At 59.4% G+C, this 15,324-nt stretch carries 15 protein-coding genes; 6 read left to right on the top strand and 9 right to left on the bottom strand.

What is annotated here, in order from left to right; genetic code table 11:
- Positions 1 to 81: 81 nt before the first annotated feature.
- A complete protein-coding gene (locus AC3WWR_RS00840; RefSeq protein ID WP_008002212.1) occupies positions 82 to 756 on the bottom strand; it encodes a methionine ABC transporter permease in 675 nt (224 codons plus the stop codon).
- The gene (locus tag AC3WWR_RS00835) at positions 756 to 1,763 is read right to left on the bottom strand and encodes a methionine ABC transporter ATP-binding protein (RefSeq protein WP_033038874.1); all 1,008 of its coding nucleotides are present in this window, start codon (positions 1,761 to 1,763) and stop codon (positions 756 to 758) included. Before AC3WWR_RS00835 ends, AC3WWR_RS00840 begins: the two co-directional genes overlap by 1 nt.
- Positions 1,764 to 1,952: 189 nt before the next feature.
- Between AC3WWR_RS00835 and katE the strand changes: the two genes are divergently transcribed.
- The gene (gene katE, locus AC3WWR_RS00830; protein WP_277352214.1) at positions 1,953 to 4,112 is read left to right on the top strand and encodes a catalase HPII; all 2,160 of its coding nucleotides are present in this window, start codon (positions 1,953 to 1,955) and stop codon (positions 4,110 to 4,112) included.
- A 120-nt stretch (positions 4,113 to 4,232) separates the two neighbouring features.
- On the opposite strand, the gene AC3WWR_RS00825 is transcribed toward katE, so the two are convergent.
- The 4 genes from AC3WWR_RS00825 to zur are packed head-to-tail and all read right to left on the bottom strand — an operon-like array spanning position 4,233 to position 7,038.
- Positions 4,233 to 4,952 carry a PA5502 family lipoprotein gene (locus AC3WWR_RS00825; protein ID WP_151143780.1) on the bottom strand — a complete coding sequence of 240 codons (720 nt, stop codon included), beginning with the start codon at positions 4,950 to 4,952 and terminating at the stop codon, positions 4,233 to 4,235.
- A gap of 37 nt (positions 4,953 to 4,989) precedes the next feature.
- On the bottom strand, positions 4,990 to 5,778 hold the full coding sequence (gene znuB, locus AC3WWR_RS00820) for a zinc ABC transporter permease subunit ZnuB (RefSeq protein WP_020798047.1): 789 nt from the start codon (positions 5,776 to 5,778) through the stop codon (positions 4,990 to 4,992).
- Complete coding sequence (gene znuC, locus AC3WWR_RS00815; protein WP_020798046.1) at positions 5,771 to 6,556, bottom strand: zinc ABC transporter ATP-binding protein ZnuC; 786 nt, start codon at positions 6,554 to 6,556, stop codon at positions 5,771 to 5,773. Before znuC ends, znuB begins: the two co-directional genes overlap by 8 nt.
- The gene (gene zur, locus AC3WWR_RS00810) at positions 6,556 to 7,038 is read right to left on the bottom strand and encodes a zinc uptake transcriptional repressor Zur (RefSeq protein WP_033038868.1); all 483 of its coding nucleotides are present in this window, start codon (positions 7,036 to 7,038) and stop codon (positions 6,556 to 6,558) included. The genes znuC and zur overlap by 1 nt, the downstream gene beginning before the upstream one ends.
- 66 nt (positions 7,039 to 7,104) lie before the next feature.
- Here zur and AC3WWR_RS00805 point away from each other — a divergent pair, with 66 nt between their 5' ends.
- The gene (locus tag AC3WWR_RS00805; RefSeq protein WP_042955429.1) at positions 7,105 to 8,025 is read left to right on the top strand and encodes a zinc ABC transporter substrate-binding protein; all 921 of its coding nucleotides are present in this window, start codon (positions 7,105 to 7,107) and stop codon (positions 8,023 to 8,025) included.
- Positions 8,026 to 8,148: 123 nt separating this feature from the next.
- Here the strand turns inward: AC3WWR_RS00805 and AC3WWR_RS00800 are convergent, their stop codons facing one another.
- Positions 8,149 to 9,099, bottom strand: coding sequence for a homoserine kinase (locus AC3WWR_RS00800; protein WP_020798043.1), 951 nt, complete (start codon positions 9,097 to 9,099; stop codon positions 8,149 to 8,151).
- 58 nt (positions 9,100 to 9,157) lie between these two features.
- Positions 9,158 to 9,448 (bottom strand): DUF2782 domain-containing protein, encoded by a 291-nt coding sequence (locus AC3WWR_RS00795; protein ID WP_020798042.1) that lies wholly within the window; start codon positions 9,446 to 9,448, stop codon positions 9,158 to 9,160.
- Between the two features lie 74 nt (positions 9,449 to 9,522).
- On the opposite strand from AC3WWR_RS00795, the gene polA reads away from it, so the two are divergent.
- Entirely contained in the window at positions 9,523 to 12,342 is a 2,820-nt protein-coding gene (gene polA / locus AC3WWR_RS00790) for a DNA polymerase I (protein WP_033038859.1), read from the top strand.
- A gap of 332 nt (positions 12,343 to 12,674) precedes the next feature.
- On the opposite strand, the gene yihA is transcribed toward polA, so the two are convergent.
- Positions 12,675 to 13,319, bottom strand: coding sequence for a ribosome biogenesis GTP-binding protein YihA/YsxC (gene yihA / locus AC3WWR_RS00785; RefSeq protein WP_020798038.1), 645 nt, complete (start codon positions 13,317 to 13,319; stop codon positions 12,675 to 12,677).
- Positions 13,320 to 13,510: 191 nt separating this feature from the next.
- Here yihA and AC3WWR_RS00780 point away from each other — a divergent pair, with 191 nt between their 5' ends.
- The 3 genes from AC3WWR_RS00780 (at position 13,511) to AC3WWR_RS00770 (ending at position 15,315) form a co-directional block, all read left to right on the top strand.
- The gene (locus tag AC3WWR_RS00780; protein ID WP_033038856.1) at positions 13,511 to 13,801 is read left to right on the top strand and encodes a c-type cytochrome; all 291 of its coding nucleotides are present in this window, start codon (positions 13,511 to 13,513) and stop codon (positions 13,799 to 13,801) included.
- A 43-nt stretch (positions 13,802 to 13,844) separates the two neighbouring features.
- Entirely contained in the window at positions 13,845 to 14,474 is a 630-nt protein-coding gene (locus AC3WWR_RS00775) for a c-type cytochrome (protein ID WP_033038853.1), read from the top strand.
- A 199-nt stretch (positions 14,475 to 14,673) separates the two neighbouring features.
- Positions 14,674 to 15,315 (top strand): thiol:disulfide interchange protein DsbA/DsbL, encoded by a 642-nt coding sequence (locus tag AC3WWR_RS00770; protein ID WP_020798035.1) that lies wholly within the window; start codon positions 14,674 to 14,676, stop codon positions 15,313 to 15,315.
- Positions 15,316 to 15,324 lie beyond the last annotated feature (9 nt).

The raw sequence follows: 15,324 nt of genomic DNA, 5'->3' as shown, positions 1-15,324 counted from the left end.
TCCTTTTGGGTACCCGCTTGAGGCGCCAGTCTTCGGCGCCTCAAGCGAATGGCCGGCTCATTTGTCATGTACGAGAACGTTTTATTTCCGAGAGAAATGCACAACCAGCTTGTCGCCAACGGTTTGCAGGACCTGCACCAGCACCAGCAGCAGCACCACCGTCACCACCATCACGTCAGTCTGGAAACGCTGGTAGCCGAACCGGATCGCCAGGTCACCCAGACCACCGGCACCGACCACACCGGCCATTGCCGTGTAGGACACCAGTGTAATGGCAGTCACCGTAATCGCCGCGAAAATGCCCGGGCGGGCTTCAGGCAGCAAGGCATTGGTGATGATCTGCCGCGTCGTCGCGCCCATGGCCTGGGTCGCTTCGATGATGCCGCGATCCACTTCGCGCAGAGCGGTTTCCACCAGCCGCGCGAAAAACGGCGTGGCACCGACCACCAGCGGCGGGATCGCGCCGGCGACCCCCAGGGAAGTGCCAGTGATCAACACGGTGAACGGAATCATCACGATCAACAGAATGATGAAGGGCAGCGAACGCAGGATGTTCACCACCAGAGACAACATCGCGTAGACGCCTTTGGCTTCCAGCAACTGACGCGGGCTGCAGAGGAACAACAGCACACCCAGCGGCAGGCCCAGCAACACGGTGAACAGCAGCGAACCACCGAGCATCAGCAGCGTATCACCGGTGGCCAGCCAGATTTCGAACCAGTCGATGTTGGCGAAGAAACTAGTCAGGGCTTCCATTAGCGCAGCACCTCCATGTGAACGTCGGCCGCGGTGAAGCGGGCAAAAGCCGCTTCCATGTCACCACCGGTCACGGCCAGGGTCAGTTGCCCGTAAGGGACGTCCTTGATGCGATCGATCCGACCGGCCAGGATGCTGTAGTCCACACCGGTCTCCCGAGCGACGGTTCCCAGTAGGGGCGCGTAGGTCGCTTCGCCCTGGAAGGTCAGACGCACGATGCGGCCTGGCACGTGTGCGAAGTCGTCACGCTGTTCGCTTTCGTCGATGTGCTCGTCTTCTTGCACGAAACGCTTGGTCGTCGGGTGTTTCGGATGCAGGAACACCTCGGCCACCGAACCTTGCTCGACAATCACGCCAGCGTCCATGACGCCGACCTGGTCGCAGACTCGGCGGATCACGTCCATTTCATGGGTGATCAGCACGATGGTCAACTTCAGCTCACGATTGATCTCAGCCAATAATTGCAGGACCGACGCCGTGGTCTGCGGGTCCAGTGCACTGGTGGCTTCGTCGCACAGCAGGATTTTCGGCTTGGTCGCCAAGGCGCGGGCAATGCCTACACGCTGCTTCTGGCCGCCGGACAACTGCGCTGGATACTTGTTGGCGTGATCGGACAAACCGACCCGGGCCAACAACTCGGCCACGCGCAGATCGATCTCGCGGCGGGACAATTCACCGGCCAGCGTCAGCGGCAGCGCAACGTTGTCGGCAACGGTCTTGGACGCCAGCAGGTTGAAGTGCTGGAAAATCATTCCGACCTGCTGACGGAAACGGCGCAGTCCGTTGGCATCGAGCGCAGTGACTTCTTCGCCGTCCACGATGATCTTGCCGCCGCTAGAGTTTTCCAGGCGATTGATCAGACGCAGCAGGGTACTTTTTCCCGCACCGGAATGGCCGATCAGACCAAAGACCTGACCATTCTCTATCGTCAGACTGGTCGGATGCAGGGCGGGGATATCCTTACCGGCGACGCGGTAGGTTTTATGGACGTTTTGAAACTCGATCACGTAGCGAACCTTGTGGGGCGCGTTGGAAAAGGATCAGCGGTTAGCCGGGCGCGCATTTTAGCCTGTCCGTATAGCAGTTCTTAGCATTTATTTCGTATTCAACCAGTCATTTGGCAATAACGCGATCAAAGGTCAGATAAAAGGAACGGCTCGAAACGTCATCAGTCACTAATTAGGCCACTCGAAACAATCCCCGAGGAGTCATGCCTGATGAGCACCAAGAAGCCTGCCGCCCCCAAGAGCGCACTGGCCGGGACCGATACCCTGGACCGCAGCAACACCAATACCAAGCTCGATAGCCTGGAAAAATTCCGTTCCGACGCCACCGGTCAGGCCTTGCGTACCAATCAGGGCGTGAAGGTGGCGGACAATCAGAACACCTTGAAAGCCGGCGCCCGAGGGCCATCGTTGCTGGAAGACTTCATCATGCGTGAAAAAATCACGCACTTTGACCATGAGCGCATCCCCGAGCGTATCGTGCATGCCCGAGGCACGGGTGCCCATGGTTTCTTCCAGACTTACGAGAACCACTCAGTACTGACCAAGGCCGGTTTCCTGCAAGACCCGGCGCAGAAAACGCCGGTGTTCGTGCGTTTTTCCACCGTGCAGGGGCCCCGTGGTTCAGGCGATACCGTGCGGGACGTACGTGGTTTCGCTGTGAAGTTTTTCACCAATGAAGGCAACTTCGACCTGGTGGGCAATAACATGCCGGTGTTTTTCATCCAGGACGCCATCAAATTTCCCGACTTTGTCCATGCAGTAAAACCCGAGCCTCACAATGAAATCCCTACTGGCGGCTCGGCCCACGATACGTTTTGGGACTTTGTCTCACTGCAACCTGAATCAGCCCATATGGTGATCTGGGCCATGTCCGACCGGGCAATTCCGAAAAGCCTGCGCAGCATGCAAGGTTTCGGCGTGCACACCTTCCGGTTGATCAACGCCGAAGGTAAATCGCGTTTCGTCAAATTCCACTGGCGCCCCGCCGCCGGGACCTGCTCGCTGGTGTGGGATGAAGCGCAGAAACTGGCGGGTAAAGACACCGATTATCACCGCCGCGATCTCTGGGAAGCCATCGAGATGGGTGACTACCCGGAATGGGAACTCGGCGTGCAGATTATTGAGGAGGAAAACGAACACGCCTTCGATTTCGACATCCTCGACCCCACCAAGCTGATTCCTGAAGAGCTCGTGCCCATTACGCCACTGGGGAAAATGACGCTCAACCGCAACCCGGACAATTTCTTCGCCGAAACCGAGCAGGTTGCATTCTGCCCGGGGCATATCGTGCCCGGGATCGACTTCTCCAATGATCCGTTGCTGCAAGGTCGGCTGTTTTCCTACACCGATACGCAGATCAGCCGACTTGGTGGACCGAATTTTCATGAAATCCCGATCAACCGTCCAGTAACACCACTCCACAACGGCCAGCGTGATGCATTACACCGCACCACCATCGACAAGGGGCGTGCGTCCTACGAACCCAACTCCATCGACGGCGGATGGCCGAAAGAAACACCTCCTGCCGCCCAGGACGGCGGTTTCGAAAGTTATGCGGAGCGCATCGACGCCAACAAGATCCGGCAGCGCAGCGAGTCGTTCAGCGACCACTTCTCCCAGGCACGGCTGTTTTTCCACAGCATGAGCAAGCATGAGCAAGAACACATCATCGCGGCATACAGCTTTGAGTTGGGCAAGGTTGAGCGTGAGTTCATCCGGGCCAGGCAAGTGAATGAAATCCTGGCCAACATCGATCTGGAGCTGGCCAAACGGGTGGCACAGAACCTCGGGCTTGCGGCGCCGAAAGCGGGGACCGTCGATGTACCGAAAACGTCCCCGGACCGCTCGCCGGCCCTGAGCCAGGCCAACCTGCTGCCAGGCGACATCAAAACCCGGAAGGTAGCGATCCTGGCGGCCGACGGCGTGGACGGGGCAGCAATCGATGCCATGAAGAAAGCGCTGGAAGCTGAAGGGGCGCATGCCAAATTGCTCGGCCCGACCTCGGCCCCGGTGAAAACCTCCGATGGCAAGTCGTTGCCGGTAGATGCGTCCATGGAAGGCTCGCCTTCAGTAACATTCGACGCTGTGTTCGTGCCTGGAGGCGCGGCATCGATCAAGGCGCTGAGCACTGACGGTGTGGCGTTGCATTACGTACTGGAGGCTTACAAGCATTTGAAAGCGATTGCGTTGCACGGTGAGGCGAAGCAGTTGCTGGATGTGTTGAAACTGGAGGTTGATGCGGGGTTGGTCATAGGGGCGGATAGCAAGTTGGCCAAGCCATTCTTTGCCGCGATTGGACAGCATCGGGTTTGGGACAGGGAGCCGAAGGCTAAAGCGATTCCGGCCTAGAAAGCTTTATCGTCGGATAGGATGCCATCGCGGGCAAGCCCGCTCCTACAGTGGACAAGTTGGCCAAAAAATGTGCGGCCGACCCGAAACCCTGTGGGAGCGGGCTTGCCCGCGATGCTTTCAAGGGGCTTTGCGGGGACTCAATACCATCTGCGCCGGAACGCTGCGCAGAATCTGCCGATCCAGCTTCAGATCAAACTGCGGATCGAGCTTCTGCACGCGCTTGATCAACAAATTGGCCAGCCAAGGATAATCATCGGTACGCGGAACCTGAAGGCTCACATCGCACTGAAAATTCACCACATCGGCGGCAATAGCATCCAATTGACGACGCATTTTCCCCATATCGGTGATTTTCAGCTTCACCGTCGTGCTTTCAGCCTCAGGGTCAATGACCTTGGCCTTGCGCTTGGCTTCGGCGGACTTGAGGTCTGCTTCGGCCTTTTCCAGCTCAGCCTTGCGGGCTTGTGCGATGGCACCGTTGACACCACCGGTCAGCGCAGGCGCTTTAGGCATCAAGACCCGAGCCCGGGCCAATGCGGTGGCAGCAGCGTTTACATCGCCCTTTTGCAGGACGATCTGACTACGTAGCAGATAGGCTTCGGCCAGTTGACGCTGGTATTGCTCTAGGGACTGATCGTTGGGGGACTCGGCCTGCAACGCTGCCAATTGATTCTCGGCTGTGGCCAGCTCGCTGCTGGCCAGGCTTTGTTCCAGCTGTGCAATGGCCGTGGCCCGCGCATCCGGGGCCTCGGTGGCTGCCGGTGGCGTGCTTTGGCAAGCGCCCAGCAGCAAAGAAAATGCGACAAGGAGCAGATAACGGGAGGCGAACGACTTCATTCCTGCGACTCTCTATTTGCGCAAAAAACGAGCAAGTCTACACCCCTCGACGGGGCAGAACAAAACTCAGCAGAAACAGCGCGGCGGCCGCCACTACAATCGACGGGCCCGCCGGGGTGTCCTTGAACCAGGACAACGCCAACCCGCCACACACGGCGAGCACGCCCAGCAGGCTGGCGCCCAGTGCCATCTGCTCCGGTGAGCGGGCGTGACGTTGTGCCGCGGCGGCCGGAATGATCAACAACGATGTGATCAGCAACACACCGACGATTTTCATCGCCACGGCAATCACTACGGCGATCAACAGCATCAGCGCCAGGCGCAATCCCGCCACCGGCAGCCCTTCGACCCTCGCCAACTCTTCGTGCACCGTGATTGCCAGCAATGGCCGCCACAATGTCACCAACAACGCCAGCACCGCAGCGCTACCCCCGAGGATCCATGCCAGATCGGTCGGGCTGATCGCCAGCAAGTCACCGAACAGATAGGCCATCAGGTCGATCCGCACTTCGTGCATGAAGCTTAGTACCACCAGGCCCAAAGAGAGGGTGCTGGGTGCGAGAATTCCCAAAAGCGTGTCGGAGGCCAACGGCTGACGCTGTTGCAAGGTCACCAGCAACACCGCCAACAGCAAGCAGCCGACGGTGACGGCCACTGTCGGGCTGACATCCAGCAAAAAGCCCAGCGCCACGCCCAGCAATGCCGCGTGGGACAGGGTGTCGCCGAAATAGGCCATGCGCCGCCAGACCACGAAGGAGCCCAGCGGGCCCGCCACAACTGCCAGAGCCAATCCTGCAAGCAGGGCGTAGAGCAGAAAATCAGCCATGCTTGCAGCTATCTCCGTGAACATGGGTATGACCCGATGTGGGCGCCTTGACCACCGAGCCGTGCAGATCGTGGGCGTGGTCGTGGTGGTGGTGATAAATCGCCAGGCTTTGTGCGTTTTTTCCGAAAAGCTCGACAAATGCCGGATCGCCGCTGACCTGCTCGGGGTGGCCGGAGCAGCAGACATGGCGATTCAGGCAAACAACCTGGTCGGTGGTGCTCATCACCAGGTGCAAATCGTGGGAAACCATCAACACACCGCAGCCGTGACGGTCTCGCAGGCGGGTGATCAGGCTATAGAGTTCAGCTTGGCCGGCCACGTCGACGCCTTGTACCGGTTCGTCGAGCACCAGCAGCTCAGGCTCACGCAACAAGGCCCGGGCCAACAGGACACGTTGCATCTCACCGCCGGAAACACTTTGCACCGGGCTGTCGATCACCTGCTCGGCGCCGACTTCCTTGAGCGCGGCCAACGCCATCGCGCGATCCACACCCGGCACCAGGCGCAAGAAGCGCAGCACCGAGAGCGGCAGGGTCGGGTCGACATGCAGCTTTTGCGGCATGTAGCCGACCCGCAGTTTCGGCTTGCGCCAGACGCTGCCACTGTCGGGCTTCAGCAGACCGAGCACGGCGCGCACCAGTGTGGTCTTGCCAGCGCCATTGGGGCCGATCAGGGTCACAATCTGCCCCGGCTCGACGCTCAGTTCGATGTTATCCAGCACCGGTTGCCCGGCAAACGTGACGGCAACCTGCTCGAGGCGGATCAGCGCGTTGCTCATCAAGCCCCCTGGCAGCCCGAACAGAGACCGATCACTTCAACGGTCTGGCCTTCGACGACAAACCCGACGTCCCTGGCACTGGCGATGATCGCGTCGCTGATGGACTTCTGTTCGAGTTCGATGGCGGCGTGGCATTCACGGCAGATCAGGAACTGACCCTGGTGGGCGTGCGTCGGGTGATTACAGCCGATGAAGGCGTTGAGCGAGGAGATACGGTGTACCAGGCCGTTTTCCAGCAGGAAATCCAGAGCGCGGTAAACCGTTGGGGGTGCGGCCCGGCGCCCGTCCTGCTCACTGAGGACCGCAAGAATATCATAGGCCCCCAGTGGCTTATGGCTTTGCCACACCAGTTCCAGCACCCGCCGACGCAACGCGGTCAGGCGCAAACCCTGGCGCGCGCACAGGGCGTCGGCCTCAGACAGTGCGCTGTGAACGCAATGAGAGTGGTCGTGAGGACGGCTGGCTATCGGTGTTTTAGGCATGAGCGGCGACGAGTATTGTGAGAGACGTTATTATGTTACCCGTTCTCGCCTCTTCGAGTGGTCATCGTGTCCCGACTTTTTTCCATCTTTGTCGCAATTTTCACAAGTTTTCTGCTGATCGGCTCAGCGCAAGCCGAAGTCAAGGTCCTCACCAGCATCAAGCCGCTACAGCTGATCGCCGCTGCCGTACAGGACGGCGTGGCGATCCCGGAAGTCTTGTTGCCACCCGGCGCCTCGCCGCATAACTATGCCTTGCGCCCATCCGACGTACGGAAGGTGCAATCGGTGGATCTGCTGTACTGGATCGGGCCGGACATGGAAGGTTTCATGCCGCGAGTGCTCAATGGTCGTACGCTGCCGAGCGTTGCCGTGCAGGACCTTCCTGGCCTGAAACTGCGACATTTCGCCCAAGACAACCATTCCCACGCTGAAGAAGCGGACGAACATGACCATGACCATCGCCCGGGCAGCCTGGATGCGCATTTGTGGCTATCGCCGGCCAACGCCCGGGTTATCGCAGCGAAGATGGCGGCGGATCTGAGTGCAGCCGACTCGGTCAACGCGGCACGCTACCAGAGCAACCTGAAGGCATTTGACGAGCGCCTCGATGCGCTGGATGCACGCCTGAAGAAACGCCTGAGGGGTATTGAAGGCAAACCTTACTTCGTGTTCCACGAAGCGTTCGACTACTTCGAAGACGCCTACGGCCTGAAGCACGCCGGTGTGTTCAGTGTCGCCGCCGAAGTGCAGCCCGGTGCCCAGCATGTGGCGGCGATGCGTGCGCGGCTGCAGGAAGTCGGCAAGACCTGTGTATTCAGCGAACCACCGCTACGCCCGCGCCTGGCGGAAACCCTGGTGGCCGGGCTCCCGGTGAAACTGGCGGAGCTGGATGCGCTGGGCGGGTATACGCCGGCGACCGCCCAGGGGTATGAGCAGATTTTGGAGAAGTTGGGGAATGATTTGGCGGGGTGCCTGGAGTCGTTGTAACAACCCAGCTCTCTGTAGGAGCGAGCATGCTCGCGAAGAAATCCCCAGCACCGCGGGGTGTCAGGCACCCCGCGTCATCGTTAACCACCATCGCGACGGTGCGACGATTCGACATGCTCGCTCCTACAGGGCGAAAGGCAGCGGGGTATTGACCGTCTGCCGCTGGGCTAGCCGCAGCTCAAACTCCATCGGATCGTGAATCAACACGTCCTGCCCGGCAAACGACTCCGCCGCGATCAAGCGCGACAACCAGAAGCGCACACACGCCACCCGCAACATGGTCGGCCACAGCTCGGCCTCGGCCGCGGTGAACGGACGCAACGCGGCATAAGCCCCCAGCAACGCCCGCGCCCGTGGGCCGTCGATCAAGCCGTCATCGTCCGAACACCAGTCGTTCAAGGCGATCGCCACGTCGTAGAGCATCGGCCCCGAGCAGGCGTTGTAGAAATCGATCAGACCGGTCAGGTGCGTGCCTTCGAACATCGCATTATCGCGGAACAGGTCGGCGTGGATATTGGCGCGTGGCAACGCCAGAATTTTCTCTTTCTGCTGTGTGATTTCTTCAAGCGCCCGCTCCAGCAAAGCTTTCTGCCCGGCATTGAGGTGCGAGAGAAATTGCGCGCCCTCTTCCAGCATCCAGTCCAGGCCACGATCGGTCTTGCGCTTGATCATCTTGGCCTGGGTCGCCAGGTGCAGGTGAGCAAGCAACTCGCCTACTTGCGCGCAATGCTGTGCGTTGGCTTGCTTGATGTGCTTGCCGGCCAGGCGCGGTTGCAGCAGCGCAGGCTTGCCGGCCAGCTCGCGCAACGCGACACCGTCGGTAGTGCGCAGCGCGTAAGGCACCGGCAGGTCGGCTTCGTGCAGCACGTCGAGCAATTCGATGAAGAACGGCATCTCCTGGACCGGGCCGCGCTCGACCAGGGTCAGGACGAATTCGCCCTGCTCCAGGCTAATAAAGAAATTGGTGTTTTCGCTACCGGCGGCAATCCCCTGGAAATCAAGCAGGCGGCCTAGGCCATAAGGGGCGAGAAAAGCTTCCAGCTCGGGCCGAGCCAGGGGGGTAAACACAGACATGGTTAAACTGCCAGTACGAGGCGCCGCCCTTGAGCCAACGCCGATTGAAATTAAGAAACTACTTCCACTCAAAGATCTTCCACGACGGTATCAGCATATCCGGTTGATCCGAGCGGATGAAGTTTGCATCGGTCCCATCCGCGCGCACCAAAAAATACGGCGGTGCGCCCTTCGGCGTGACCTTGATCGCATACAGGAAACCGTTTTGGCGGTACTCCTGAATGACCTTGTCGCCTTCCGTGCGAATGGTCACTTCCGGATCTGGCGATGGCGCATCGTCCGCCGCCATGACGGCCAACGGTGTAATTGCAAACAAGCCAGCCAGCAACAGGCGATTTAGTGTGCGCATGATAACCTTGTCCCTTTGTCGTCAACGGTCCCGCTATTCTAGCGCCAGACCCGCCGAAAAGGTTGATCCTGCTCATGAGCCAAGCCCCCCTCGTCCTGGTGGACGGTTCTTCTTACCTGTACCGCGCCTTTCACGCGTTGCCACCGCTGACCACGTCCAAAGGCTTGCCCACCGGCGCGGTCAAGGGCGTGCTGAACATGCTCAAGAGTCTGCGCAAGCAGTACCCGGACAGTCCCTTCGCCGTGGTATTCGATGCCAAGGGCGGGACATTTCGCGATGACATGTACGCCGAATACAAGGCCAACCGGCCGAGCATGCCCGACGACATGCGCGTGCAGATCGAGCCCCTGCATCAAAGCGTGATCGCCCTGGGCTTCCCGCTGCTGTGCGTAGAAGGCGTCGAGGCCGATGACGTGATCGGCACGCTGGCCCGCAGCAGCGCGGCGGCCGATCGCCCGGTGATCATCTCCACCGGGGACAAGGACATGGCGCAGTTGGTCGACGGCCACATTACCTTGGTCAATACCATGACCGGTAGCAGCATGGACGTAGAGGGCGTGAAGGAGAAATTCGGCGTCGCTCCCGAGCAGATCATCGATTATCTGGCACTCATGGGCGATTCGTCCGACAACATCCCAGGCGTTCCGGGCATCGGTCCAAAGACCGCTTCCGGCCTGCTGGTGGGTGTGAATGGTGGCTTGACCGAGCTCTACGCGCAGCTCGACATCGTCCCAACCCTGCCGATCCGCGGCGCCAAGACCCTGCCGGCCAAGCTCGAAGAGCACAGGGAGATGGCGTTCCTCTCCTACCAATTGGCGACCATCAAGGTCGATGTGCCGCTGGACATTGGCCTCGACGACTTGCAAATGGGCCCGGAAGATCCAGCCAAGCTCTACGAGCTCTACACGCTGCTGGAATTCAAAAGCTGGCTGAACGATCTTGATCGGGACGCCAAGCGTCTTGAATTGAGCGGTGCTGCCTCTGAGCCTGCTCCGATAGTCGACCTGTTCAGTGCCGCCGAAGCCGGAGCTGAAGCTGAAGTGCCGGCGACAACGTCAGAAACCCGCTATGAAACCGTCCTCGATCAAGCGCGATTCGACGTTTGGCTGGATAAACTGAAAAACGCCAAGCTGTTCGCCTTCGACACCGAAACCACCGGCATCGACGCACAGCAGGCACAACTGGTGGGCCTGTCTTTTGCGGTGCAAGCCAACGAAGCGGCCTACATCCCGTTGACCCACTCGTACATCGGCGTACCCGAGCAACTGGATCGCGACACCGTCCTGCGCGCCCTCAAGCCGATCCTGGAAGACCCGAACAAACTCAAGGTCGGCCAGCACGCCAAGTTCGACATGAACATTCTCGCCAACTGCGCCATCGGTGGCGATCAGGCCAACGGCATCACCGTGCGCGGCGTCGCTTTCGACACCATGCTCGAATCCTATGTGCTCAATTCCACAGCCACCCGCCATGACATGGACAGCCTGGCGCTGAAATACCTGGATCACACCACCGTGAGTTTCCAGGACATTGCCGGCAAAGGCGTCAAGCAACTGACGTTCGATCAAATTGCGCTGGAGCAGGCCGGGCCTTACGCCGCCGAGGACGCGGACATCACCCTGCGCCTGCACCAGGCCTTGTTCGACAAGCTGTCCGCCATCCCGACCCTGGCCAGCGTGCTTACGAACATCGAAATGCCCCTGGTGCCTGTGCTCGCACGTATCGAACGCCAAGGCGCATTCGTAGATGCCGCCCTGCTGGGCGTGCAGAGCATCGAACTGGGCGATAAGATGGTGGCGCTGGAGCGTGAAGCCTTCGAGATTGCCGGAGAGGAATTCAACCTGGGCTCACCCAAGCAGCTCGGCGTCATCCTTTACGAGAAACTCGGGTTGCCGGTGCTGAAAAAGACCGCCAAGGGCCAACCATCGACCGCCGAAGAAGTGCTGGCCAAGCTGGCCGAGGACGACTATCGACTGCCCAAGGTGCTGATGGAATACCGCTCCATGAGCAAGCTCAAAAGCACCTACACCGACCGTCTGCCGGAACAGATCAATCCACGCACCGGGCGCATCCACACCTCCTATCACCAGGCCGTGGCGTCCACCGGGCGTCTCTCATCCAGCGACCCGAATCTGCAGAACATCCCGGTGCGCACCGCGGAAGGCCGGCGTATCCGCCAGGCCTTTGTCGCCCCGGCCGGCTACAAGCTGCTGGCTGCCGACTATTCGCAGATTGAACTGCGGATCATGGCGCACCTGTCTCGCGATGAAGGCCTGATGAATGCCTTCCGCAATAACCTGGACGTGCACACCGCCACCGCTGCCGAAGTGTTCAAGGTCGAACTGGACCAGGTCACCTCCGACCAGCGTCGCAGCGCCAAGGCGATCAACTTCGGCCTGATCTATGGCATGGGTGCGCAAAAACTCGGCAAGGACATCGGCGTTGATACCAAGACCGCCAAGGCGTACATCGACACCTACTTCGCCCGTTATCCCGGTGTGCGCGAATACATGGATCGCACCCGCGTGCAGGCCGCGGATCAAGGCTACGTGGAAACGTTCTTCGGGCGACGGCTGTACTTGCCGGAGATCAATTCCAACAAGCCGCAGGAGCGTGCCGCAGCCGAACGCACGGCCATCAACGCGCCGATGCAAGGCACGGCAGCCGACATCATCAAGAAAGCCATGGTGGCCGTGGATGGATGGCTGACCTCCTCCGGCCTGGACGCCAAGGTCATTCTGCAGGTCCACGATGAATTGGTACTGGAAGTGCGCGAGGACCTTGTCGATCAAGTCAGCAACGAGATTCGCCTGCACATGAGCGGTGCAGCGAAACTGGATGTGCCATTGCTGGTGGAAGTCGGGGTAGGCAATAACTGGGATGAGGCGCACTGAGTGCAAAACGCTGCTGCGGCATGATGCCGCGGCAGACCCCAACCTGCGCTGCTTAGTCCAAAAAGTGATTGGGTTTATTCCAAAGCTTCTGAAAATAAACTGAACTAATCTCGCCAAGGCCACTCAGATTTACTGAATGGCTGGTGAAGCCCTTCGATGCTCCTATGTTGTGTTAAGTGTTGGCAGATATCTGGACCCCGCCCTAGCGGTCTAGAACTTGAACCCCGGAACTTCCCCCTCCCCATAGAAGTCCGGGGTTTTTTTTGCCTGAAAACTGCCTGATTCGGTCACGCCACGCTGGCCTGACCGCTCCTGAGACAGTTTTTTCACGCTTATCCAGTTACTTCGTCAGCGCCTTTGTCCGGCAGTTCCATCCAGTTCGCCAATACAGTGTAGGCGTCTTCCAGGCCCATGCGCTTAGGGGCCGAAAACAACTGGATCGTCACAGCATCGCCCCAACCCTTGCGAATTTCCGATTGCACCTTGAGCAATGTGTTCTTGGCCGCGCCGTAGGTCAGCTTGTCCGCCTTGGTCAGCAAAATGTGCATCGGCATGCCGGCTGCGACGGCCCAATCGAGCATCAACAGGTCGAAGTCGGTCATCGGGTGGCGGATGTCCATCATCAGGATCAGACCTTTCAAGCTCTCACGACCGCCCAGGTAAGCTTCCAGGTGACGCTGCCAGTGTTGCTTGAGCGGGATCGGTACTTTTGCATAACCGTAGCCCGGCAGGTCGACCAGACGGCGTTCATCGTCTAGCTTGAAGAAGTTCAACAGTTGCGTGCGCCCCGGCGTTTTCGAGGTTCGCGCCAGGCTGGCATGCGTCAGGGTGTTCAGGGCACTGGACTTGCCGGCGTTGGAACGCCCGGCGAAGGCGACTTCAAAGCCCTCGTCATCCGGACATTGGTCGACTTTGGCGGCGCTGAGCATGAAGGTGGACTGTTGGCACAGACCGAGGATGGGATTCTTGAGTTGCATGGGATTTCCGATGTGGGCGGCGCCAGGAATGGGCGCGGCAAGCAGTGTCGCTTCCGTTTCAGTGACGCCAGTATATAATGCCGCAGATTTTGTGTGCGCTTTGTCCCGATGCAGGATGAAGTTCACGAGAGCGACAGACCTTGATTGCGCACTAGAACGCAGATCGCTCTCAACCCTGAAAAGGTCGTTTTATGACGAAATGGCTGCTAGTTACCGGAGTCTTGATGCCGCTTTACAGCGCTCAGGCTACACAGGATCCGGAAACTGTGTACAACCGTGTTTGTGGTGCCTGTCATTCCGGCCAACTACCCATGGCGCCCCGCAAGGGCGATCAGGAAGCTTGGAAGCCGAGGTTGGCGAAAGGTATGGAGACGCTGGTGCAACACGTGACCCAGGGTTTCAAGGCGATGCCGCCGCGTGGTTTGTGCATGGACTGCAGTGCCGAGGATTACCAAGCCATCATCCGCTGGATGAGCGAGTAAACCCGGTCCATAACTTAACCCTTAGCCGTAGTTGGATTAGCTGATGAACAAATTGATCGTGAGTCTGCTGTTGACCGTGGGGATCTCCGGCATTGCCCATGCTGCAGGTGAGCCAGTCAAACCTGGTGACGCCGCCGCAGGCCAGGCAAAAGCCGCCGTATGTGGCGCCTGTCATGGCCCGGATGGCAACAGCATGGCGCCTAACTTTCCAAAACTGGCAGGCCAGGGTGAACGCTACCTGACCAAGCAGTTGCACGATATCAAGTCGGGCAAGCGCACCGTCCTGGAAATGACCGGCCTGCTGACCAACCTGAGCGACCAGGATCTGGCGGACATCGCCGCCTACTTCGCCAGCCAGAAGGGCAGCGTCGGTGCCGCCGACCCGAAAATCGTGGCTCGCGGTGAAGCACTGTTCCGTGGCGGCGACCTGGCCAAGGGCCTGCCATCGTGCACCGGCTGCCACTCGCCAAATGGCGCGGGCAACGCGGCCGCCGGCTTCCCACACCTGGGTGGCCAGCACGCTCAATATATCGCCAAGCAACTGACTGACTTCCGCAAGGAAGAAGGCGGTCGCAATAACGACGGCGATACCAAACCGATGCAGAGCATTGCCAAAAAGCTGAGCGACGAAGACATCGCCGCAGTGTCCAGCTATATCCAGGGCCTGCACTAAGACCGATGGATCGGGCGTTGCGCAAGGCATAGAACCCTTGCAGCGTTAACGCTCGATTAATCCGTCACAGCAAGTATAAAAAGGGTGGCTTTGGCCGCCCTTTTTTGTGGCCGCTGCCGTTACACTACAGAACTCAAGCCCGCCATGACCTGTCTGAAATCAGGTCTCGCGAGGCGAAAAAATTGTCCAGGAGTAAAGCATGCGTAATCTGATCATCAGCGCCGTTTTTGCCGCTGCCAGCCTGTTCGGCATGACTGCCCAAGCCGCTGAAGCCCCCGCTGCACCTTATGTCGAGCTGAGCAACCCGGTGCCGGTCGCCGTGCCCGGCAAGATCGAAGTGGTGGAGCTGTTCTGGTACGGTTGCCCGCACTGCTACGCCTTTGAACCCGTGATCAACCCATGGGTTGAAAAACTGCCTTCGGACGTGAATTTCGTACGTATTCCGGCCATGTTCGGCGGCCCATGGGATGCACACGGCCAGATGTTCCTGACCCTCGAAGCCATGGGCGTCGAGCACAAGGTCCATGCTGCAGTGTTCGAAGCCATCCAGAAAGAACACAAGAAGCTGACCGACAAGAACGATATGGCGGACTTCCTGGCCACCCAGGGCGTCGACAAGGACAAGTTCCTCGCCACGTTTGACTCCTTCGCCATCAAGGGCCAGATCAACAAGGCGCGAGAGCTGGCGAAAAAATATGAAATCACCGGGGTTCCGACCATGATCGTCAACGGCAAATATCGTTTTGACGTAGGTTCCGCCGGCGGCGCTGAACAAGCCCTGCAACTGGCCGATAAACTGGTCGATCAAGAGCGAGCGGCTAACAAGGCTGCCGCCAACTGAGCGAGGCGC

The sequence above is a fragment of the Pseudomonas sp. EB271-G4-1 genome (genome assembly GCF_058791355.1).
The sequence above is the reverse complement of the archived record's forward strand: the minus strand, read 5'-3'. Positions and strand labels throughout refer to the sequence as shown.